Origin of the sequence: Duganella sp. Root336D2, assembly GCF_001425005.1 — a bacterium.
Taxonomy (GTDB): domain Bacteria; phylum Pseudomonadota; class Gammaproteobacteria; order Burkholderiales; family Burkholderiaceae_D; genus Rugamonas.
This window is the reverse complement of sequence record NZ_LMDB01000003.1, coordinates 98,572-120,993: the sequence shown is the minus strand read 5'-3', so window position 1 is coordinate 120,993 and position 22,422 is coordinate 98,572. Positions and strand designations below refer to the sequence as shown.

19 protein-coding genes are annotated in these 22,422 nt (G+C 62.3%); 5 read left to right on the top strand and 14 right to left on the bottom strand.

What is annotated here, in order from left to right:
- Window positions 1-56 precede the first annotated feature (56 nt).
- Window positions 57-1,889, top strand: coding sequence for a methyl-accepting chemotaxis protein (locus ASD07_RS05555; protein ID WP_055926543.1), 1,833 nt, complete (start codon window positions 57-59; stop codon window positions 1,887-1,889).
- Here the strand turns inward: ASD07_RS05555 and ASD07_RS05550 are convergent.
- Genes ASD07_RS05550 through ASD07_RS05540 form a run of 3 tightly spaced genes read right to left on the bottom strand, consistent with a single transcriptional unit; the run spans window position 1,886 to window position 6,053 of the window.
- Window positions 1,886-2,656: a PP2C family serine/threonine-protein phosphatase gene (locus ASD07_RS05550; protein ID WP_055926541.1), complete on the bottom strand. Its 771-nt coding sequence runs from the start codon at window positions 2,654-2,656 to the stop codon at window positions 1,886-1,888. The two genes, ASD07_RS05555 and ASD07_RS05550, sit on opposite strands and share 4 nt — an antisense overlap.
- On the bottom strand, window positions 2,653-3,651 hold the full coding sequence (locus ASD07_RS05545) for an ABC transporter substrate-binding protein (protein ID WP_055926539.1): 999 nt from the start codon (window positions 3,649-3,651) through the stop codon (window positions 2,653-2,655). Before ASD07_RS05545 ends, ASD07_RS05550 begins: the two co-directional genes overlap by 4 nt.
- Before the next feature lie 2 nt (window positions 3,652-3,653).
- Window positions 3,654-6,053, bottom strand: a complete 2,400-nt coding sequence (locus ASD07_RS05540; RefSeq protein WP_229207063.1) for a penicillin-binding protein 1A — start codon at window positions 6,051-6,053, stop codon at window positions 3,654-3,656.
- A 107-nt stretch (window positions 6,054-6,160) separates the two neighbouring features.
- Here ASD07_RS05540 and ASD07_RS05535 point away from each other — a divergent pair, with 107 nt between their 5' ends.
- From ASD07_RS05535 to glpD, 3 genes are read left to right on the top strand one after another with little or no spacing between them, the layout of a single operon-like run.
- The gene (locus tag ASD07_RS05535) at window positions 6,161-8,392 is read left to right on the top strand and encodes an OPT family oligopeptide transporter (protein ID WP_229207062.1); all 2,232 of its coding nucleotides are present in this window, start codon (window positions 6,161-6,163) and stop codon (window positions 8,390-8,392) included.
- 13 nt (window positions 8,393-8,405) lie between these two features.
- The gene (locus ASD07_RS05530) at window positions 8,406-9,677 is read left to right on the top strand and encodes an amidohydrolase family protein (RefSeq protein ID WP_055926535.1); all 1,272 of its coding nucleotides are present in this window, start codon (window positions 8,406-8,408) and stop codon (window positions 9,675-9,677) included.
- Between the two features lie 11 nt (window positions 9,678-9,688).
- Window positions 9,689-11,200 carry a glycerol-3-phosphate dehydrogenase gene (gene glpD, locus ASD07_RS05525; protein ID WP_055926533.1) on the top strand — a complete coding sequence of 504 codons (1,512 nt, stop codon included), beginning with the start codon at window positions 9,689-9,691 and terminating at the stop codon, window positions 11,198-11,200.
- A gap of 29 nt (window positions 11,201-11,229) precedes the next feature.
- On the opposite strand, the gene ASD07_RS05520 is transcribed toward glpD, so the two are convergent.
- Complete coding sequence (locus ASD07_RS05520; RefSeq protein WP_055926530.1) at window positions 11,230-12,558, bottom strand: IS4 family transposase; 1,329 nt, start codon at window positions 12,556-12,558, stop codon at window positions 11,230-11,232.
- 133 nt (window positions 12,559-12,691) lie between these two features.
- On the bottom strand, window positions 12,692-14,197 hold the full coding sequence (locus tag ASD07_RS05515) for a peptide MFS transporter (RefSeq protein ID WP_055926528.1): 1,506 nt from the start codon (window positions 14,195-14,197) through the stop codon (window positions 12,692-12,694).
- 182 nt (window positions 14,198-14,379) lie between these two features.
- Between ASD07_RS05515 and ppnN the strand changes: the two genes are divergently transcribed.
- Window positions 14,380-15,750 (top strand): nucleotide 5'-monophosphate nucleosidase PpnN, encoded by a 1,371-nt coding sequence (gene ppnN, locus ASD07_RS05510; protein WP_055926526.1) that lies wholly within the window; start codon window positions 14,380-14,382, stop codon window positions 15,748-15,750.
- Between the two features lie 33 nt (window positions 15,751-15,783).
- Here the strand turns inward: ppnN and lysS are convergent, their stop codons facing one another.
- The 9 genes from lysS to ASD07_RS05460 all read right to left on the bottom strand — a co-directional run bounded on the left by lysS (window position 15,784) and on the right by ASD07_RS05460 (window position 22,335).
- Window positions 15,784-17,322 (bottom strand): lysine--tRNA ligase, encoded by a 1,539-nt coding sequence (lysS, locus tag ASD07_RS05505; protein WP_055926524.1) that lies wholly within the window; start codon window positions 17,320-17,322, stop codon window positions 15,784-15,786.
- Window positions 17,323-17,326: 4 nt separating this feature from the next.
- Entirely contained in the window at window positions 17,327-17,989 is a 663-nt protein-coding gene (locus ASD07_RS05500) for an HAD family phosphatase (protein ID WP_055926521.1), read from the bottom strand.
- Between the two features lie 3 nt (window positions 17,990-17,992).
- Window positions 17,993-19,097 (bottom strand): peptide chain release factor 2 gene (prfB, locus tag ASD07_RS05495; RefSeq protein WP_156397884.1). Its coding sequence is split into 2 segments (ribosomal slippage): window positions 17,993-19,015 and window positions 19,017-19,097, totalling 1,104 coding nucleotides; the frame shifts between segments, so codons are not numbered across the junction.
- A gap of 70 nt (window positions 19,098-19,167) precedes the next feature.
- Entirely contained in the window at window positions 19,168-19,554 is a 387-nt protein-coding gene (locus ASD07_RS05485) for a hypothetical protein (protein WP_055926517.1), read from the bottom strand.
- Between the two features lie 3 nt (window positions 19,555-19,557).
- The gene (locus ASD07_RS05480) at window positions 19,558-20,034 is read right to left on the bottom strand and encodes a GNAT family N-acetyltransferase (RefSeq protein WP_055926516.1); all 477 of its coding nucleotides are present in this window, start codon (window positions 20,032-20,034) and stop codon (window positions 19,558-19,560) included.
- Between the two features lie 6 nt (window positions 20,035-20,040).
- Window positions 20,041-20,562: a phage tail protein gene (locus ASD07_RS05475; protein WP_055926513.1), complete on the bottom strand. Its 522-nt coding sequence runs from the start codon at window positions 20,560-20,562 to the stop codon at window positions 20,041-20,043.
- 14 nt (window positions 20,563-20,576) lie between these two features.
- Window positions 20,577-21,119 (bottom strand): phage tail protein, encoded by a 543-nt coding sequence (locus ASD07_RS05470; protein WP_055926511.1) that lies wholly within the window; start codon window positions 21,117-21,119, stop codon window positions 20,577-20,579.
- Window positions 21,120-21,138: 19 nt separating this feature from the next.
- The gene (locus ASD07_RS05465) at window positions 21,139-21,648 is read right to left on the bottom strand and encodes a phage tail protein (protein ID WP_055926508.1); all 510 of its coding nucleotides are present in this window, start codon (window positions 21,646-21,648) and stop codon (window positions 21,139-21,141) included.
- A gap of 66 nt (window positions 21,649-21,714) precedes the next feature.
- The gene (locus tag ASD07_RS05460; protein WP_055926505.1) at window positions 21,715-22,335 is read right to left on the bottom strand and encodes a PEP-CTERM sorting domain-containing protein; all 621 of its coding nucleotides are present in this window, start codon (window positions 22,333-22,335) and stop codon (window positions 21,715-21,717) included.
- Between the last annotated feature and the right edge of the window lie 87 nt (window positions 22,336-22,422).

The window sequence follows — 22,422 nt, the reverse complement described above, 5'->3', positions numbered from 1 at the left end:
AATCTCACCAAATACCACAAGATTAATAATGTTGCCTCGAAAGAAAGGGTGGAGTCATGTTCAAGAATCTCTTGATCAAATGGAAACTGGCGGTATTGGTGGCGGTAATGATGCTGGCGCTCGCGGTGCTTGGCGTCTCCGGCTACCGCGGTATCGCCAGTGTGGGCGAGTCGGTCAACGAGATAGGCGTGGTGCGCCTGCCTTCCATCTACGGCTTGCTGGTCCTGAGCGAGGGCCAGACGGCGGTCGATAAGGCGACCCTGCAGACGGCGATCTACGAGAACGATTACCAGGCGCAGGCCAAATTCGCTGAGGTGGCGAAAGCGCGTGACGCGGCCTGGGCGAAAGCAATGGCCGGCTGGAAGAAGTACGAGCCGCTGCCGCAAACCGATGAAGAAGCGGTGATGTGGAAGCAGTTTGTAGCCGAATGGGATGCCTGGAAGGGGGCCGATGGGAAGCTTGGCGGAACCGTCTCCGCGCTGGCCGGAAACAAGGACGAAGCGAAGCAGAAGGAGCTGTTTGCCCAGTTCTTCCAGCAGTACCAGGCTTCGGGACCGTTATTCGCCAAGGCGGAACATAGCCTGAACAGGATCATAGAGCTTAACGACCGCATCGCGCAGGACTCCATCAAGTCCGGCACCGAGACAGTCATTTCGGCGGAGCGCACGATGATGGCGACGGCCGCGGTGGCGATGGTGCTGGCGATCGTCATTGCCTGGTATATCGCACTGGCGATCACGCGGCCGATCGAGTCGGCGGTGCAGGTGGCACAAACTGTGGCGGCGGGCGATCTGACCAGCGACATCGTGGTCGAGACGAAAGAGGAAACCGGCCAGTTGCTGCAGGCGCTGAAAGACATGAACGAAAGCCTGATCCGCGTTGTGGGCCAGGTGCGCAAAGGGACCGGCACGATCGCGAATGCCACTTCGGAAATCGCTACCGGCAATATGGATCTGTCGAGCCGCACCGAGGAGCAGGCCAGCTCGCTGGAGGAAACCGCCTCGTCGATGGAGGAATTGACTTCCACCGTACGCCACAATTCGGATAATGCCCTGCAGGCGAACCAGCTTGCGAAAACGGCATCCACGGTGGCTGCCAAGGGCGGCGAGGTAGTGGCACGCGTGGTGGAAACCATGGATTCGATCAACGAGTCGTCCAGCAAGATCGTGGACATCATCAGCGTGATCGACGGCATTGCCTTCCAGACCAATATCCTGGCGCTGAATGCCGCGGTGGAGGCGGCGCGGGCGGGCGAGCAGGGGCGCGGCTTTGCGGTGGTGGCATCGGAGGTGCGCAACCTGGCGCAGCGTTCGGCGGCGGCAGCGAAGGAGATCAAGCAGCTGATCGGCGATTCGGTGGAGAAGGTTGGCGCTGGCAGCCGGCTGGTTGGCGAGGCCGGAGCGACCATGGGCGAGGTGGTTACCAGCGTGCAGCGGGTGACGGACATCATTTCCGAAATCAGCCTGGCGACGCAGGAGCAAAGCGCGGGCATCGACCAGATTAATACGGCGATCAGCCAGATGGATCATGTGACGCAGCAGAATGCGGCGCTGGTCGAGGAAGCCGCCGCGGCGTCGGCGGCGCTGGAGGAGCAGGCGGCGCGGCTGATGGAAGTGGTGGGCGTGTTCAAGCTGGATGCTTCGGCGATGGCCCGTCTGGAGGCCGAGGCGCCGGCACGGCGGCCATCAACGCAGGCCAGGGCGCTGGCAGTGGCGCGGCCGGCGCGCGGCAGCGAGCAGCGTGCGGCCCGGCGCAATGAAATGGCGGCACCGGCCGTCGCTGCGGGCGGCGCGGATCGCGAGGCGCAGGCCGATGCCGCGCCGCGGGCCGGTGCACGCCGTCCTGCTGCCGCGGTGGGCAAGCCTGACGAGGACTGGGAAGAGTTTTAAGCGCGGCAGAGCAGCAGGACGGCCGTGATGTTATCGCGGCTGCCGTCCTGCTTGGCTTTTTCGACCAGTGCGGCGCAGGTTTGCGGCAGGTTGTCCGGGCCGGCACTGCCCAGCAGCGCTGCCAGGGCCTCGTGCGTTGACGCGCCATACAGGCCATCGCTGCACAGCAGGTAAATATCGCCTGGCGCCAGCTGCTGCGAGAATACGTCCGGGCGCACCTCTTCGGCCGGCCCGATCGCCTGCAGCAGCAGGTTGCGCGGCGGCAGGATACCTTTCATGCCCGCTTCCAGCGCTTGCTGGTACAGGGTCTGGTCGTGCGTTAGCTGCGCCAGGTGGCCGTCGCGGTAGCGATAGATACGGCTGTCGCCGACGTGGAAGATGAAAGCCGGGCCATCGGCATGCGGCTGCCACATGCCGGTCAGCGTCGTACCCATGCCATAGCCATCTGCCAGCCCTGCAGCCGAATTATTGTGGAACAGGGTGCTGTTGGCGAAAAGGACTGCCTCATGCAATTGGCGCAGCGCCTCGGCGTCGCTGCCAGGGACGTGCTGGGTGCGCAGGTGCTTCCACACCAGCAGCAAGGCTTCGGTGCTGGCGATGTCGCCGCCGACGTGGCCGCCCATGCCGTCGGCAACCGCGACCAGATTTATTTCCGGCAGCAGCAGCAAGTTGTCCTGGTTGCTGGGGCGTACAGTGCCGACGTCAGTCAATCCATAGGCCAGGCCTATGGTCATTTGCTGCAATACCGGCGGCGACAGCGGGATCATTTGATTTGCTCCGCAAACTGCAGCACGCGCGCCGGCGGCATCATGCCGAGCTGGCGTGCCACGTCCATGTTGACGAGGTAAGAGTAGGTGCCCGGCGTTTCAACCGGAAGCGCGGCGGGCTTGACGCGATGGTACAGGATCTGGGCTACTTTATGGGCAGTCAGGCGCCCGACATTCATATAGCCAGCCACCAGGCCAAACAATGCACTGCCGTCACGCAGCGCGACTTCGGCGGCGGAAAACACCGGCAGCCCCAGCGCCAGCGCGGTTTCAGTGACCAGGATGCGCTGGGAAGCGATAAAGCTGTCGGGGCCGATATAGAGTAGCTGCGCCTTGTTCTCGGCGAGACCGGTCAGCATGCCCGGGATGGCGTCGGTGCGCGGTTGTCCCGTATCGTCCAGCGGGACCGGGTGGGCCGTGAATTCGGCCCCAATGCGTTCGGCCTCTGCGCGCATTTCGCGCATGGCGACCCTTGCATTCACTTCGTTCGGATTGAATATCGCGCCGATCCGGTCGAAACGGCGGTAACTGAGGATGGCGCTCATTTGCTGGCGCGCCGGCACCACGTGGCTGACGCCTGTCAGGTTGCGGCGGGAGGTGGCCAGGCTTTGCACCAGCCCGGCCGCAATCGGCGCGGAAACCATGGTGAACACAATGGGGATTTTAAACTCCCTTGCCGCCACCGCCAGGCTGACCGGCGTACCCCAGGTGTAGATCAGGTCCGCGTGCCAGGCGCGGGCTTCATCGAGCAAGGCCGGCACGCGGCTGGCGTCCATGTCGACGCTGCGTACCATGAATTCCGCTTGCAGGCGGTTGTCCTTGAACCACTGGTGGAAACCGGCCTCCACATCGGTCTCGCCGCGGAACAGGATCATGCAGACGCGCGGGATACGGCGGGCCGCGCAGGCCGCCGGCGCCATGGCCGCCAGCGGCGCGAACACCGCCGCGGCGCCGAGCAGGCGCCGGCGCCGGAACGATGGAGCCGGGCCCGGCATGTTCAAGTACCTACCGGGGCTTGCTGTTGCGGGATCTGCTGGAGCGCAGGCTGGACCGGCGGTGCAGGCTGCGCTGGCGCGGCCGGCGCGGCTGGCGGCTGCGGCGTGCCGTCGGCCGGCTCCGGCTGCTCGCCTTCACCCGGTACTTCGCCCATGTCGATCGCCAGCACCGTCGGGTCGTTGGCGTATTCTTCCAGCAGCCAGTCGCCGTTCAACTGCACCACGCCTTCCGGCGCCGGACGCTCGAGCGGGGGATGCTTCGGCAGGGCCGAGCGCATATAGTCCATCCAGATCGGCAGCGACAGCGTTGCACCGAACTCGCGGCCGCCAAGCGATTTCGGATCGTCGTAGCCCATCCAGGCTACCGCCACCACGCCGCCGCCGTAGCCGGCGAACCAGCCGTCGAAGGAATCGCTGGTGGTGCCGGTCTTGCCGGCCAGGTCAGGGCGGCCCAGGCGGCCGGCGGCTGCGCCGGTGCCGCTGCGGGCGACGTCGCGCATCATGCTGTCCATGATGAAGACATTACGCTCGTCGAGCACGCGTTCGCCGGAGTTGGCAGGCGCCGGCGGCTGGATATCCATGATCGGCACGCCCTTGGAGTCGGTCACGCGCGAGATCAGGAAAGGCGTAGCCTTGTAGCCGCCATTGGCGAAGACCGCGTAGGCGCCAGCCAGTTGCAGCGGCGTGACGGCGCCGGTGCCCAGGGCCATGGTGAAGTTCTTTGGATGGCGCGACAGGTCGAAGCCGAAGCGGGCCAGGTAGGCATGGGTGTCATCCAGGCCGGCAGCGCGCAGGATGCGCACCGACGGTACGTTCTTCGATGCCGCCAGCGAGCGGCGCATGCTGACCTGGCCATCGAACTTGCCGTCGTCATTCTGCGGCTTCCACGGCTGGCCGATCGAGCTGCCCGGCAGTTCCAGCGGTTCGTCGGCGATCACGGTGCCTGGACCGAAGCCCTTGGCGACCGCGGCGGAGTAGACAAACGGCTTGATCGAGGAACCCGGCTGGCGCCAGGCTTGCGTCACGTGGTTGAACTTCTGCAGGCCGTAGTCGAAGCCGCCCACCATTGCCTGGTAGGCGCCGGTATTGGCGTCCAGCGCTACAAAGGCAGCGGCGACTTGAGGCACCTGGGTGATGGCCCAGCCTTTCTTTTCGGTCTGCATGACGCGGATTACGGCGCCGGGATGGATTGCGATAGCCGGCTTGGCCTTGCTCGACAGTGCGGACGCGGCCAGTTTCAGGCCGTCGCCGCTGATCGACAGCACGTCGCCGTCCGAAGTTTCCGCCTTGACCAGGGTAGGGCTGGCTTCCAGCACGACGGCCGGAATCAGGCCGTCGCTGACCACGCGCTTGCCCAATACTTCGTCGATGGCATCGCCGCGCTCTTCTTCGTCGGCGGGCAGTTCGATCGACGCCTCAGGGCCGCGGTAGCCGTGGCGCTGGTCGTAGGCCACCACGTTGCGGCGCACGGAATCGTAGGCAGCTTCCTGGTCGCGCGACTGGATGGTGGTGTAGACGTTGATGCCCTTGGTGTAGCTCTCTTCCTTGTACTGCGCAAAGACGGCCTGGCGCGCCAGTTCGGCCACGTATTCGGCATGGACGTCGAACTCCTGGCCGCGGTGGTTGACGTGAAGCTGCTCCTTCTTCGCCTTTTCGTACTGCGCTTCGGTGATGTATTCGAGCTCGAACATGCGGCGCAGCACCACTTGCTGGCGCGAGCGCGCCTTCTTCGGATTGACTGCAGGGTTATTGCGCGACGGGTTTTGCGGCAGGCCTGCTAGCATCGCCGTTTCGGCAATCGACAGTTCCTTCAGCGATTTGCCGAAGTAAGCCTGGGCGGCGCTGGAAAAGCCGTAGGAGCGCTGGCCCAGGTAGATATTGTTCATGTACAGCTCGAGAATCTTGTCCTTGTCCAGCGCATCCTCGATGCGATAGGCGAGCATGGCCTCGGCCAGCTTGCGCGACAGGAACTTGTCTTTGCTGAGGTAGAAATCGCGCGCCACCTGCATGGTGATCGTCGAACCGCCCTGGCGGAAACTGCCGCGCAGGTTGGCGCGGGCCGCGCCAAGCACGCGCACCCAGTCGATGCCGCCGTGTTCATAGAAGCGCGAATCTTCGATCGCCAGTACGGCCTTCTTCATCAGGTCAGGCACTTCGGCGATCGGGGTGAAGTCGCGGTGCTCTTCGCCGAATTCGCCGATCAGCACTTTGTCTGCGGTATAGATGCGCAGCGGGATCTTGGGGCGATAATCGGTGACCGCTTCCAGGGTAGGCAGGTTGGGACGGATCACAAAGGCCGCATAACAGGCCAGGGCAATGCCGCCGGCCAGGGCGGTGAGGCTGGCGCCGATGCTGGCGCGGATGACGTTGCGGCGGTTCAGCCAGGAAGGACGATTGATCAAATCAGCTCTCACGGTTGCTAAGTCGGGGCATTATAGACTACTCGATAGTTGCTACTTCATTGCTAGATATGCCATAGTCCTAGGTGTTTTAGTCTAAAAGGATTTACGTGTTCCGTCCCTATATACCCGACGAGGCGCGGCTGCCGGAGATGACCTTCCGCGCCCTGTTCCTCGGTACCTTGCTGGGCATGGTGTTTGGCGCTTCTTCGCTGTACCTGGTCCTCAAGGTGGGCCTGACTGTCAGCGCATCGATTCCCGTAGCGGTGATTGCGATTACTTTCTTCGGCCTGGCCAGGAAAATGGGCGGCAAGGACGCCAGCATCCTGGAGAACAGCATTGCGCAGACTGCCGGTTCGGCGGGCGAATCGATTGCCTTTGGCCTGGGCGTGACCATGCCGGCCATCCTGATTCTGGGTTTTGAGCTTGAAATCTGGCGCGTGATGCTGGTGGGCGTGCTGGGCGGCCTGCTCGGCATCCTGATGATGATCCCGATGCGCCGCACCATGATCGTGGACCAGCATCATGAGCTGAAATTCCCCGAGGGGACGGCATGCGCCGAGGTGCTGAAGGCTGCGGCCAGTGATTCTTCGCGCCAGGCCGCTGGCGAGCCGGTGCAGGGCGAGTCGGACGCGGCGCGCGACGCGCGGCGCCGTGCGCGGCTGATCTTTGGCGGTTTCGGCATCGGGCTGCTGTACAAGGCGCTCAATGTCTCGTTCAAGGGCTGGAAGGATACGCCGGACGTTGTGCTGGGTGCGCCGCTGAAGGGTGGCTCGATCGGCGCCGAAGTATCGCCGGAGCTGCTGGGGGTGGGGTATATCATCGGTCCGCGCATTGCGTTGACGATGACGGCAGGCGGCGTGCTGTCCTACCTGCTGCTGATCCCGATGATCAAGTTCTTCGGCGACCCGCTGAGCACGATCCTGGCGCCGGGCACCATGCTAATTTCCGAAATGGGTCCTGACGATGTGCGCGGCGCCTACATCCTGTATATCGGCGCCGGTGCTGTGGCGGCGGGCGGCCTGATTGCGCTGCTGCGCGCCATGCCGATGATCTGGCGCAGCCTGGCGGCCGGCTTGTCCGGCGTCGGCAAGGGCAGCAAGGCTGACGCTACGCGCCGCACCGAGCAGGATATCCCGATGAAGTGGGTGGTAATCGGTTGCCTGGCCCTGATTGCGGTCATCACCGCCGCGGCCCCGCTGCATATGAATCTGCTGGGTGCCTTGCTGATCCTGGTGTTCGGCTTCCTGTTCTCCACCGTTTCGTCGCGCCTGACCGGCGAAATAGGTTCGTCGTCCAATCCGACTTCCGGCATGGCGGTGGCAACGCTGCTGTTCACCTGCCTGATCTTCCTGATGGTTGGCTGGACCGGCGGCCAGTATTACGTGACGGCGCTGTCGGTTGGTGCGATTGTCTGCATCGCTTCCGCCAATGCCGGCACGGTGTCGCAGGACTTGAAGACCGGCTTCCTGGTTGGCTCCACGCCGCGCTTGCAGCAATACGCCATGCTGGTGGGCTCGCTTGCATCGGCCCTGCTGCTTGGCCCGATCCTGCTGCAGTTGAATAATGCCAGCACGGTGTATGTGCCGGCTACCCAGGTTGCGCCCGGACTGGCGACCGACGCTTCCAGGCTGACTGCGACGGCCCGTCTGGACGGACCGCAGGCGGCCGGCGACAGTGCTACCTACAAAGTGTGGCAGAAACCAGACGCGCAGGGCGGGCCTGAAGGCAAATACCTGGTGGCGCCGGACGGCAAGGCGGTCTGGTTCGTTGATCCTGGCATCAACGGCACGCACCACAAGCGCCCGGACGGTACCGAGGTGCGCAAATACGATGCGCCGAAGGCGGTCCTGGTGTCCTATATCATCAAGGGCATCCTCGACCAGCAGTTGCCGTGGACGCTGGTGATGCTGGGGGTGATGATTGCCATCGTGCTTGAAATGTCGGGCGTGCAGTCCTTGTCGTTTGCGGTTGGCGTGTACCTGCCGCTATCGGCCACGCTGCCGATTGCCGTAGGCGGCGTGTTGCGCTGGCTGGCCGACCGCCGTAACAACAAGCTGCCGCAATACGCCGGCTTGAGCGAGGAAGCGCTGCAGGCGGCAGGCGACCGCAGCGAGGGCGTGCTGCTGGCGTCCGGCTATATCGCTGGCGGCGCGCTTGCCGGCATCGTGATCGCGATCACGGCTGGCGTGCTGACCAATTTCGACGCGGCGGTGACCGCATGGGCCGAAACCAGCAATCCATTCTTCAGCGGGCCGATGGCGGATTTGCTGTCCTTGCTGCCTTATGCTGTAATCATGGCGCTGCTCCTTTGGGCGGCGCGAGAGAAATCCACACGTTAAAGGGGATTGGACGATGAGGAAACTGGGTGCGGCGGGCCTGTTGCTGACGATGGGGGCGGCGAATGCCATGACGGTTGATTGCGGCCGGCTGCTGGACGTCAAGGCAGGCGTATGGCGCGAGAATGTCACGGTCCATATCGAGAATGGCTCCGTGAAGGCGATCGAACCGACCAAGGGCAAGGGCGACGTCGACCTGGGCTCCATGTCCTGCATGCCAGGCTTTATCGACATGCACGTGCACCTGACCGGCCAGACCCAGCCGCAGGTCGAGGCCCTGCGCGGCCAGATGACGCTGGATGCCATCGACCGGGCCTACGATTCGGTCGCCTTTGCGGAACGCACGCTCAAGGCCGGCTTCACCACGGTGCGCGACCTGGGCGCCAATGAAGGCTTGAATATCGCCATGAAGCGCGCCATCAACACCGGCGCCATTCCCGGCCCGCGCATGTTCACAGCCGGCAAAGCGATTGCCACTACCGGCGGGCATGGCGACCCAAGCAACGGCCAGTCGCGCGAATTGCGCCACCTGCACGGCGCGCCGGGCCCGGACGAGGGCGTGGTCAACAGCCCCGACGAAGCGCGCCAGGCTGTGCGCGCCCGCTACCAGGAGGGCGCCGACGTGATCAAGATCAGCGCCACCGGCGGCGTCCTGAGCCAGGCCAGCAGCGGCATGAATTCGCAGTTCGACGACGCCGAACTGAAGGCGCTGATCGCCGCAGCCAGGGATTACGGGTTCAAGGTCGCTGCACACGCGCACGGCGCGGAAGGCATGAAGCGCGCCCTGAAGGCAGGCGTGGATTCGATCGAACACGGTACCTTCATGGACGACGAGGCCATTACCCTGTTCAGGAAAACCGGCGGCTGGTACGTGCCGACCATCAGCGCCGGCCGCTACGTCGCCGACAAGGCCAGGGAACCGAATTACTATTCGCCCCTGGTGCGTCCGAAAGCGGCCGCCATCGGGCCGCAAATCCAGGGCACGTTTGCACGCGCCTACAAGGCCGGCGTAAAGATCGCTTTTGGCACCGATGCCGGTGTTTTCCCGCACGGCGAGAATGCCAGGGAATTCGCCTATATGGTGGAAGCCGGCATGCCTGCACTGGAAGCAATCCGCTCCGCCACGCTCAGCGCCGCATCGCTGCTGGGCCAGTCGAGCCGCCTCGGTTCGCTGGAGCCGGGCTTTGCGGCCGACATCGTGGCGGTGGCGGGCGATCCATTGAAAGACATCACGCTGCTGCAGAAGGTAGGATTCGTGATGAAAGAAGGCGTAGTTTATAAACAGTAGCCGGGGAACGGATGGCGGACGTAGATTGCGATGTACTGGTAGTAGGCGGCGGGATCAATGGGGCGGGCATCGCGCGCGACGCGGCGGGCCGCGGGCTGTGCGTCGTCCTGTGCGAAAAGGATGACCTGGCGTCACACACTTCGTCCGCCTCCACCAAATTGATCCACGGCGGCCTGCGCTACCTGGAATACTATGAATTCCGGCTGGTGCGCAAAGCGCTGGCGGAACGCGAAGTGCTGTTGCGCAGTGCGCCCCACATCATGTGGCCGTTGCGCTTCGTGATGCCGCACGACGCCGGCCAGCGCCCGGCGCTGCTGATTCGCGCCGGCCTTTTCCTCTACGACATGCTGGCCAAGCGCGAGCTGCTGCCGGGTTCGCGCGGCATCAACCTGCGTTGCCATCCGGCGGGACGGCCGTTGAAAGAGTCCTTCAGTGCCGGTTTTGAGTACTCCGATGGCTGGGTTGACGATGCCCGGCTGGTGGTCCTGAACGCGATGGACGCTTGCGCCAAAGGGGCCTGCATCCTGACCCGCACCAGCTGCGTCGGCGTCGAGCGCCATGCCGACCATTGGGTAGCCACGCTGCGCAAGGCTGACGGTACGGAAAAACGCATCACCACGCGGGCCGTAGTGAACGCGGCAGGGCCCTGGGCGCAGTCCTTTATCCAGTCGGCAGGGGGCAAGCAGCAGTCGCGCAACCTGCGCCTGGTGAAAGGCAGCCATATCGTGGTGCGCCGCATCTTCGAGCATGACCAGGCCTATATTTTCCAGAACAGGGATGGGCGCATTGTGTTCGCCATCCCGTATGAACGCGACTTCACGCTGATCGGCACCACCGACCTCGAATACAAGGGCGATCCGCAGCGTGTAACGATTGAAGAAAGCGAAATCCGCTACCTGTGCGACTTGGCCAGCGAGTACTTCCGCGAGCCGGTGCGCCCGGCCGACGTGGTGTGGACCTACGCCGGCGTGCGTCCATTGCTGGAAGACGCAGCGGCCGATGCCAAAGCTGTTACGCGGGATTATTTCCTGGAACTCGACAAGGAAGGGGCGCCGCTGTTGAATATCTTCGGCGGCAAGATCACGACCTTCCGCAAGCTGGCCGAAGACGCAACGGACATCCTGTGCAAGACGCTCGGCCGGCCGGAAAAAGGCTGGACCGAAATGGCCTGCCTGCCGGGCGGCGACCTGTTCGGCGCCATGCCGCAGAACCGTTCGGTGCTGGAATTTTGCACCTGGGCCGCCGCAGTGCAGGTCAAGTACGACTGGCTGCCGCAGGAACTGGTGAAGCGCTATGTGCGTGCCTACGGCACGCGCGTTCATACGCTGCTCGAAGGCTGCGCATCGTTGGCCGACATGGGGGAAGAGATCCTGCCTGGCGTGTACGCGGCGGAAGTGAACTACCTGCGCCGCAAGGAATGGGCTGTCACTGCGGCCGACATCCTGTGGCGCCGCTCCAAGCTCGGACTGCATTTGCCTGCCGGAGCCGAAGCCAGGCTCGACGCCTGGCTTGCAGCAAACTGAAAAAAAGGCAGCCGAAGCTGTAATGCCGTTCAGTTAAGATCCTTTTTCAGGTATCGAACGACATATCGCTGAGGCAGGGCTTTGACGGCCCGGTCGATTTTTCGACCGGGCCGTCCTTCATTTGGGAGCATGACCAATCGCTGGCGAAGGCGTTGCATCAGTGCAGGAAGTTTGCCCTGCGCGCGGGTCACAGCAGCCCAGTGCAGTTCGTATTGAATGGTGTGGAATGCACGGATGAAGCTGATTTCTATCGGCGCGCATTTCACTGCCAGCGCTGCCTTGGCTATTTCCAGACGTATGAGATTGTAGGCGGTCAGTGTGCCCCAGATTTCCTGGTAGACGCGTTCCACAGTACGGCTGCGCAGAGTCAATGCCATGCCCATCATTGTCTGTTTGAGTTCACGGTAGCTGGTCTCGATTTGCCAGCGGTTCGCGTAACAGGCGGCGATGTCCTTAGCCGCATAGCGCTTGATATCGGACAGTGATGTCAGTAGTACGTATTTGCGTGCGCTCTGGTCGATGACTGTGATGGCGCGAGCGCGCCATGCTTTGGGAAGAGCCGGACATTTCTTGCGTGCTTGGGGCGATACGCGCATCTCGATGATGCCGTCGTCCGGTGTGCCACAGACCATTTCCCATTTGGTATTGGCCTTCGCGGGAATGATGAAGTGGCGGTTGGTTCCACCATTAGCCAGGCCGCAAAGAATCTCAGCCGACAGAAAGCCCTTGTCAAAAACAGTGAGCGAGTCATCAGGAATCGATGTGAGCAGCTCTTTAGCATAGAGCATTTCGTTGATTCCATAAGGGCCGAACCTCGCATCGCGGATCAGGTGCGTCGGCACGGCAGTTAAAGTCACACCCCGCACCTGCGGATAGCTGGAGATTCGCCCGCTGGGAGAAACGTGATAGCCAAAATGCTTGCGATGTTCTGGCGTATCGGCCGTCTTCAAAGTCGTGCCGTCCATCGCAAACAGGCTCAGCCCCTTGAATAAATATTGCTTACCGTCTTGTTCCGACCAAGCTTTAGCCGATATCTCGAATAACGCCCGCAAGGGTTCAGCACCAAGGCGTTGCCGTGCTTGCGCGACCGCACTCTTGCTTACAAAGGGCACCTGCGCATCCGGCAATGCCAGGTCCAGATCATCCACCACTTCGCTGATGGACTGATGACGATACAGCGCAAGTGCAACTACCAGCCACACTACCTGCTCAGCCGGCAGGCGGCGTTGACGGATGCTTGCTTTGCCAGTGTACGCGACCGCTTGCTCGACCCACTCGCAGGGCAAATGCTGACCTAGTCGCGCCCAGTCCGGGCATTCCTGGGCTTGCACGAGAAAATGGAGTGCGTCATCAAGCATGTGACGCAGGTTAACAGCCCCGATCAACGTTTACAACATCCAGAAAGAAAAATGCCGTTCAGTCTTAACTGAACGGCATTACAGCCGAAGCTGCCTTTTTTTTGCTTGAAAAATGGGGGCGTACCCCATTTTTTTATTTCACGCCGTGCATCAGTTTCTGGATGAACGGGGCGAGGATGAACAGCAGCACGCCGCCGCCGATCAGGATCCAGAAGCCCTGGGTGTAGCCGGTCAGCGCCGATTCAACGGTCATGCCGTGCTCGCCGGACATCATCGAGGCGACGATGCCGGACAGGTTGTTGCCGATGCCGGTGGACAGGAACCAGCCGCCCATGCCCATGCCAACCAGGCGGGTCGGGGCCAGCTTGGTCACCATCGACAGGCCGATCGGGGACAGGCACAGCTCACCGATGGACTGGATCACGTAGACCATGAACAGGGTCCAGAACGGGATCATTTTCTTGTCGTCGACCAGGTGGGTCAGCGCGTACATCAGCAGGCCGAAGGCCAGGCCGTTGCCGATAATGCCCAGCGCGAACTTGCGCGGGATCGATGGGTTCTGGCCGCGCTTGCCCATCCAGACCCAGATTGCTGCCACAACCGGTGCGAAGAAGATGATGGCCAGCGAGTTGACCGACTGGAACCAGGCAACCGGGAAGGTCATGAAGCCCAGTTCGCGGTTCACGATCTGGTCGGCCAGGAAGGTGAAGGAGGAACCTGCCTGTTCGAAGAAGCACCAGAACATGATGTTGAAGGCGAAGATCACCATCATGGCGATGGTCTTGTCGCGGGCCACAGGGCCGTTGCGCACGCCTTCGACGATCAGCATCACCACCAGGATCAGGAACAGCACCGACAGCACGCCTTGCAGTTTTTCTGCGCCCAGTGCCAGCAGGCTGTACACGACAGGGATCATGACCAGTGCGCCCAGGGAGACGTAAGCGATGCGCATCGGGCTCTTGGCTTCCGCTGCCGGTTCGCCAATGCCTTTCAGGCTACGGCGGCCCAGGTAGAACCAGAACAGCGAAATGATCATGCCAACGCCGGCAGAGATGAACACGATCTTGTAAGCCGGCGTGTCGCCGGTGTTGAAGACTTTCTGCGCGAGCAGCTGGGTAATGATCGGGGCCAGGAAGCCGCCGACGTTAATGCCCATGTAGAAAATGGTGAAGCCGGAATCGCGGCGGGTGTCGTCCAGCGAATACAGCTTGCCGACCATGGTCGAGATATTCGGCTTGAACATGCCGTTACCGACGATGATGGTCGCCAGGCCGAACTTGAAGATGGTCGGGTCGGGGATGGCGATCATGAACAGGCCGGCCGCCATGAAGCTTGCGCCGACCAGGATGGAACGCTGGTAGCCCAGCACGCGGTCGGCGACATAGCCGCCGAACAATGCACCGGCATACACCAGCGCCAGGTAGGAACCGTAAGTCAGGTTGGCTGCCGCCTGGCCCGACGCATCGCCGTGGTAAAACTGCGAAACGATGTACAGTACCAGCGCCCAGCGGATCCCGTAAAACGCAAAGCGTTCCCAGAATTCGGACATAAACAGCATCCAGAGCGGAGCAGGGTGACCCATGATCTGCCTGAACTCAGGGATTTTAGCCTCGGTGGTTTGCGTGATAGGACCGCTCATGCGGTTTCTCCTGGTCGAAAAAAAGCCGAATTGTAATCCACCCCGAACGGTTAAGGGCAAATTCGCGTGCTGCAAAGCAGCATTGTGGTATGTTTGCCAAGCTTGCGTCTGTGAATCGGCATACCAAGAGCGTATATTGAAGGTGCAGTCCCCCAAAAGTTAAATAAAAGGATTTATGTATCATGGACAGCAACGTTGTCGATACTCTCATCGCTCCGGAGGGCAGGCTTGAAGTCCTGTCCAAGGCGGAGGTGGTCCAACTGCTCGACTCGGGTAAAGGCGGCCTCTATAACATCTTCCGCAACTGCGCCCTGGCGGTGCTGAATTGCGGCAGCACGATCGACGATGGAAAGGAATTGCTGGATCGCTTCAAGTCGTTTGACATCAACATCCTGCAGCGCGAGCGCGGGATCAAGCTGGAAATCAAAGGTGCGCCGGCCATCGCTTTCGTCGATGGCAAGATGATCAAGGGTATCCACGAGCACCTGTTTGCGGTGCTGCGCGATATTGTCTTTGTCAGCAACGAAGTCACGGGGAATCCGAAGTTCGACCTGGCCCGCAGTGAGGGTATCACCGACGCCGTATTCCATATCCTGCGCAATGCGAATGTACTGAAGCCGCAGCTCAATCCGAACCTGGTGGTGTGCTGGGGCGGCCATTCGATCAACCGCGCTGAATACAACTATTCGAAGGAAGTGGGCTACCAGCTTGGCCTGCGCGGGCTGGATATCTGCACCGGCTGCGGCCCGGGCGCGATGAAGGGGCCGATGAAAGGCGCCACCATTGGTCACGCCAAGCAGCGTTTTACCGGTGGGCGCTACCTGGGTATCACGGAGCCGGGCATTATCGCCGCCGAATCGCCGAACCCGATCGTGAACGACCTGGTAATCATGCCGGATATCGAAAAGCGCCTGGAGGCATTCGTGCGCGTAGGCCATGGCATCTGCGTGTTCCCGGGCGGCGCGGGTACGGCGGAGGAGATCCTGTATATCCTTGGCATCCTGCTGCATCCGGATAATGCGGACATTCCGTTCCCGCTGATCTTCACTGGTCCGGAAACAGCGCGCGAATACTTCGTGCAGATCAATGAGTTCATCGGCCTGACGCTGGGCCCGGAGGCGCAGAAGCGCTACAAGATCATCGTCGATGATCCGGAGCTGGTGGCGCAGGAGATGCAGGAGGGGATGAAGCAGGTGCGCGAGTACCGCAAATCGCGTTCGGACGCCTACTACTTCAACTGGGCTTTGAAGATTGACGATGAGTTCCAGCGTCCGTTCGCACCGACGCACGAAAACATGCGCAACCTGAGCCTGCACAAGAACCAGCCGGTGCACGTGCTGGCGGCCAACCTGCGCCGGGCGTTTTCAGGCGTGGTAGCGGGCAACGTGAAGGAAGAGGGCATTCGCACCATCGAGAAGTATGGCCACTTCGAGATCCACGGCGACAAGGAAATCATGGGGCCGATGGATGCGCTGCTGGCGTCTTTCGTGGCGCAAAGCCGGATGAAGCTGGCGGGCAAGGCTTACACGCCTTGCTACAGGGTGATCCAGTAAGTAAAAGGGCCGCAATCGAGCGGCCCTTTTTTATCAGTCTTCCTTGCGCAGGTGCGGGAAGAGCAGTACGTCGCGGATGTTCGGCGAGTCGGTCAGCAGCATCATCAGGCGGTCGATGCCGATGCCGCAGCCGCCGGCCGGCGGCATGCCGTATTCCAGTGCGCGGATGAAGTCGGCGTCGTAGTACATCGCTTCGTCGTCGCCGGCTTCCTTGGCCTTCATCTGGGCCAGGAAACGTGCCGACTGGTCTTCGGCGTCGTTCAGCTCGGAGAAGCCGTTGGCGATCTCGCGGCCAACCATGAACAGCTCGAAGCGCTCGGTGATGCCTTCGCGGGTATCGGAAGCACGGGCCAGTGGCGACACTTCGATCGGGTAGTCGATGATGAAGGTCGGTTCCCACAGTTGCGCTTCGGCGGTTTCTTCGAACAGCGCCAGCTGCAGCGCGCCCAGGCCGGAGGTAGCGAATGGCTTGACGCCGAATTTCAGCAGCTCGGCCTTCAGGAAGTCCATGTCGTTCAGCTGCGCTTCGGTGTAGCCTGGCGCGTACTTGTTGATGGCGCCGCAGATGGTCAGGCGCTGGAACGGCTTGGACAGGTCCAGTTCACGGCCGCCGTAGGTCAGCACGGCGCTGCCCTTGGCGTCGACCGCGGCCTGGCGGATCACTTTCTCGGTGAAGTCCATGATCCATTCGTAGTCGGTGTAGGCCGCGTAGAACTCCATCATGGTGAATTCAGGGTTGTGACGGACCGACACGCCTTCGTTACGGAAGTTGCGGTTGATCTCGAACACGCGGTCGAAGCCGCCCACCACCAGGCGCTTAAGGTACAGCTCGGGAGCGATACGCATGAACATCTGCATGTCCAGTGCGTTGTGGTGGGTGATGAAAGGCTTGGCCGACGCGCCGCCCGGGATCGGGTGCAGCATCGGGGTCTCGACTTCCATGAATTCGTTGGCTTCCATGAAGCGGCGGATCGACGAAATCGCAGCGGTACGCGCCTTGAAGGTACGGCGGGTTTCTTCGCTGGTGATCAGGTCGACGTAGCGCTGGCGGTACTTGGTTTCCTGGTCGGCCAGGCCGTGGAACTTGTCCGGCAGCGGGCGCAGGGCCTTGGTGATCAGCTTGATCTCGCTGACCTTGACGGTCAGTTCATCGGTCTTGGTCTTGAACAGGGTGCCGGTCACGCCCAGGATATCGCCCAGGTCCCAGCTGCCAAAGGCTTCCATTGCCTCTTCGCCGGTGGTATCCATGTTGACGTAGATCTGGATGCGGCCGTCGGCTTTCTGGCCGGAGGAATCCTGCAGGGTCGCGAAGGCGGCTTTCTTGCCGGCTTCGCGGCGCAGCATCATGCGGCCGGCGATGACGACGGGTACAGGCTCGGCTTCCAGTTCTTCGCGGGTCTTCTCGCCGTACTGCAGGTGCAGGTCGGCAGCCTTGTGCTGAGGACGGAAATCGTTAGGGAAGGCGACGCTCTGTTTTTCGCGGATGGCAGCCAGCTTGGCGCGGCGCTCGGCGATGATCTTGTTGTCGTCCTGGCCTGGTGCCTGGTCTTGCACTTGGTTTTCCGTAGTCATGGTTTTAATGGTTTGTCAGTGTATTGATATCGATTTCGCTGAAGTCGCGTGCAATGCAGATCACATTGTCGAACGCCTTAAACGCTTCAGCAGGCAAAGTGGTTGTCAGGACGACGCAGCGCATGCCGGCTCGGCGCGCTGCTTCCACGCCCAAAGGCGCGTCCTCGAACACGATGCAGTGCGCCGGATCGGCGCCGCAGCGTTTGGCGGCCAGCAGGAACACGTCTGGTTCCGGCTTGCCGCGTTTGACGTCGGCGGCGCCGACGACGGTGTCGAACAGTTCGCGCACACCCAGGCCATCCAGCGTGAAGTCCACGTTGCAGGGCGGGGCGGCGGTACCCACCGCCAGGCGAATGCCGGCGGCTTGGGCTGCATTCACCAGTGCGCCAAAGCCTTCCACGGCGCGCAGGTGGGGAGCATAGATTTCGCGGTACAGCACTTCCTTCTCGCCGATCAGGGCGGTCACGTCGTCATGCGCCAGGCCCTCGCCGAGGTATTGGCGCATGATTTCGTGGCCGGTGCGGCCGGCGGTGGCGGCAAAGAAGGCCGCCTCGTCGACAGCATGGCCGCGGCGGCTGAAGAACTCCAGCCACGAGCGGGTGTGGAAACCCATGTTGTCGACGATGGTGCCGTCCATGTCGAAGATGAAGGCGCGCTGCTGAATCATGCTTTAGATGCCTTGCTTCAGGGACGCGGAGATGAAGTCGTCCAGGTCGCCGTCCAGCACCTTGCCGGTGTTGCCGGTCTCGAAGCCGGTGCGCAAGTCCTTGATGCGGGATTGGTCCAGCACGTAGGAACGGATCTGGTGGCCCCAGCCGACGTCGGTCTTGGAGTCTTCCAGCGACTGCTGCTCGCTCATGCGCTTGCGCAGTTCCAGTTCGTACAGCTTGGCCTTCAGCATGTCCATCGCTTCGGCCTTGTTGCGGTGCTGCGAGCGGTCGTTCTGGCACTGCACCACAATACCGGACGGGCCGTGGGTAATACGCACTGCGGAGTCGGTCTTGTTAATGTGCTGGCCGCCGGCGCCGGATGCGCGGTAGGTGTCGATACGCAGGTCGGCCGGGTTGATCTCGATCTCGATCGAATCATCGACTTCCGGGTATACGAACAGCGACACGAAGGATGTGTGGCGGCCGCCCGAGGAGTCGAACGGCGACTTGCGCACCAGGCGGTGCACGCCGGTTTCGGTGCGCAGGTGGCCGTAAGCGTATTCGCCTTCGACTTTCAGGGTGGCGGTCTTGATGCCGGCAACTTCGCCTTCGGACTCTTCCAGCACCTCGGCTTTGAAGCCTTTGCGGTCGCAATAGCGCAGGTACTGGCGCAGCAGCATGGACGCCCAGTCCTGGGCTTCGGTACCGCCGGCGCCGGCCTGGATGTCGATGAAGCAGTTGTTCGGGTCCATCGGATTGCTGAACATCCGGCGGAATTCCATCTGTTCGATGATCTGCTGGATGTCGGCGGTATCCGCAATCACGGCTTCGAGCGTGTCGTCGTCGCCTTCTTCCTTGCCCATTGCGAACAGTTCGTTCATGTCGCGCAGGTCGCTTTCTGCCTTCTGCAAGGTCAGGACCACGCCTTCAAGGGCTTTTTTCTCGCGGCCCATGTCCTGGGCTTTTTTCGGGTCGTTCCAAACGGCCGGATCTTCAAGTTCGGCGTTCAGTTGTTCCAGTTTCTCCGACTTCTTATCGAAGTCAAAGATACCTCCGAAGTTCGGCTTCGCGGTTGGTCAGGTCCGCGAGCAGGTTGGCGAGGGAATTGATGCGTTCAGCTTCCATGGTTTTTCAGGTCTGATAGTTGTGAAATCGAACCTGAAATTATACCTCAGAGGCTGGCGCATCGGGCAGCTCACACAAGCAGGCTGAATTCGGCGCGGTACAGGGCGCCCAGGCCGGCTGCCGGGCCACGGCCGGCCGGCTCCATGAAGATGGACATGCGACCTGAAAGAGGGTTGTCTATTTCATAAATTCCCGCATCCAGCCCTGGCGCGCCGGTGAAAAGCAGGGTGAACTGCTCCTGGTGTGGCGCTTCCTTGCCGCCGCGCACAGCCAGCAGGTCGAGCGAGGTGCCGCGCTTGCCCTGGAATGCGATGAATTGCTGGCCCACCAGGTCGCGGAAACCGGCCATGCGCAATGTGGATGCGCTTGGCGGCAGGGCAGCCAGCGATGCGGCGCGGGCTACGGCCGGGGCGCCAACCAGGGTGCCTGCGGCGAGGATGAAATTGCGACGTTCCATGACTTATTCCTTTAACAAGATGGGATGCCATTCCATGGCGATGTACAGGCCGTCCGTTGCCGCCGGCTGGAAGCCGAGGCGGCGATACAGGGCGCCGGCCGGGTTGTCTTGTAAAACGTGCAAGCGCAAGGGCAGGCCCGCGCGCTGGCTCGCGTCCTGCAGCCGGGCCAGCAGGCGGTAGCCGATGCCTTGGCCCCGGAAGCCGGGAAGCAGGCTGATGTCGGCCAGGCGGATCTCGTCCTGGCCGCGCGCCACGTACAGGCGGCCGGCAGCAAGGCCGTCGGCCAGGACGATGCTTTCCTCCATGCCGGGGAAGCGGCGGCGGTAATCGGTGAGCTGGGCTTCATATTGCATGCGAACCAGCATGGATTTGACAGTGTGGTCCAGGATTGCGAGATCCTCGCGCGTGCTTTCCACCAGCGCCAGCAGGAAGGTCTGGTCGCCGGCTTCGACCGGCCGCAAGGCGAGATGGCTGCTCATCGCTACTCAGCTGCGCGGCGGGAAGATGCCGCTCAAGGCAATGATGAAGTTGACCACCAGGTAGGGCTGGAGATTGTTATGCGCGCCGCCGCCGCCGGCCGTGCCTAGCGGACCCGCCGCGGATGGCGCTATTGCTGTCGCATCGTGGTAAGGCGCGCTGATCGTGACCGGTTTGGCGAGCATGGCGTTGGCCGGTGATTGCACCGAGGCGGTGGCGCTGGAGGCGGTCATGCCATGGCTGTGTGAAGGCATTTCGAGTGCGGTCAGCGTCGCTGTGGCCGCGCCGCCTTGCTCACCCAGGTCGCGCGGACTGAGCCCAGGCCCGCTGCCGGCATGCATTGGAATGCGCTGGCGCAGGTCCGGTAGCGCGAAGTTGGTTTTGCCATTTCCGCCGTAGGTGGTGCCGAGAATGGAAAACAGCGCGGTGTTCTGCGCAATGGGGAGTAGCTGGCCATTGCACATAGCCCAACCGACGGGTGCGAAATTACCGCTGAACATGCGGATTTCGCCGATATAACGCTCTGCCATGCTGGACTCCTCGGCTAGTTCTGCGATGGGAAGATGCCTTCAATGGCGATGATGAAGCTGACCGCCAGGAAGGGCGCCATATTGTTATGCGGCTGGTTGCCTCCGGCCGGCTGGATCGCCTGGGGCGACATGGCCACAGCGCTGGAAGCGGCAGGCGCGTAAAACCTGGGCTTTGCCGGCGCGGCCGGTACGTAAGTCGTCGGTCCGGCCAGGTTGATGCCGGTGCCGGTGGCTGGCGGCACCGCCGTGCTGGCGCTCGCGCTGTGGCTATGGACCGGGATCTGGTTGCTGTTCAGGGTCACCGTTTCGACGCCCGCTTGCTGGCCGATGACATAGCTGTTGCCGGTGCCGGGCTGCGTGCCCTGGTGCAGCGGCACGCGCCCGCGCAGGTCGGGCAAGGCAAAGGTGGTTTGCCCGTTGCCGCCGTAGGTGGTGCCGATCAGGGCAAACAGGGCGGTATTCTGCGCTATCGACAGCAGGCTGCCGTCGCAAAATGCCCAGCCGAGGGGCGGGAAGTTACCCGCGAACAGGCGAATCTCGCCGATGAAGTTATCCATGCGCCGGCTCCGGTCTGGTCTAGGACTGCGAGGGGAAGCTGCCCTGCAGCGCGATGATGAAATTGATGGCCAGGTAGGGCTGCATATTCTCGTGCGGCTGGCTGCCGCCGGAATTGCCGACCGTACTGGGCGCCAGGGTGGCGGTACTGTCTTGCGGCGCGTAGTAGTTGAGCGCACCGGCTTCGACATTGCCCAGCACGCGCCCGCTCGGGTCGGCCTGGTGGCTGACTGCCGTCGAAATGCCAAGGCTATGAGTGTGTGCCGGCATCTCGCTGGCGCTCAGGGTGTGGCTGGCTGCGCCCCCCTGCTGGCCCAGGCCGAAGCCGGCATCCATATGGACCGGTACGCGGCCACGCAGGTCGGGCAGGGCAAATGTGGTCTGGCCGTTGCCGCCGTAGGTGGTGCCCAATATGGAGAACAGCGCCTGGTTCTGGTTGATTGGCAGGATCTGGCCATTGCACAGGGCCCAGCCCTTGGGGGCAAATTGAAATCCCGTCATCCGGATTTCTGCGAGATACGGTTCGGACATGCAGCCTCCTTGCAGGTGCAGGCGCCCCGGCTGGGGCGCTGCAACCGTTTCAGTGGATGGAATGGTTCAGGAACGGGCGGCGCGGCGGCGGTTGTAGCCCAGGGCCGCGAGGCCACCGGCCAGCAGCGCCAGGGAGGCTGGTTCGGGCAAATCCGGGTCACCCGGGTCGTTCGGTCCGCGCAGGAATTCAAGGCTGATGTTGTCGAGCTGGTTCCAGTAGATCGGGTCGTTGTTGAAGTTGCCGAATTCAAGAAGGGTGCTTGCCGAAAGGGCGGTCACGATCAGGGTATGCGTGCCCCAGTCGCCGGCAATATCCGCTTCGTTGAAGACCGTGGCGGCGCCGAATTTGACCTGGGCCTGGTTATCCGGCGGGAATTGCGGATCGGTGGTCCAGCGCTGCAGGTCGAACTTGAGCTGGTAGGTGGCGCCGGCAATCGTGGTAATCGTTTGGCGCAAGAAGCCAAGCTCGGTAGTATTCAAGTCGCCGAAGACGCGGTTGCTGCCGTCCGCCAGCGGGGAGCCTGTTACGTCCCGGTCGAAGGCCTGGCCGCCGCCGCCCGGGCTGGCAATGGTCCACATGCTGACGTCAAGATTCTCGAAATTTCCATTCAAGACCAGGTTGGGGCCCGCTTGCGCAAGTGATGCTGTGAGGAGCAGGATCGAGGTAAGCGCGGTGCGGAGTTTCATGATCTTTTCCTTTTGGCGGATGGCTGAAAGTTGAGATGGATCATACGACCGAGTATTGACAATCGAACATTTATTTGCGTCAACGTG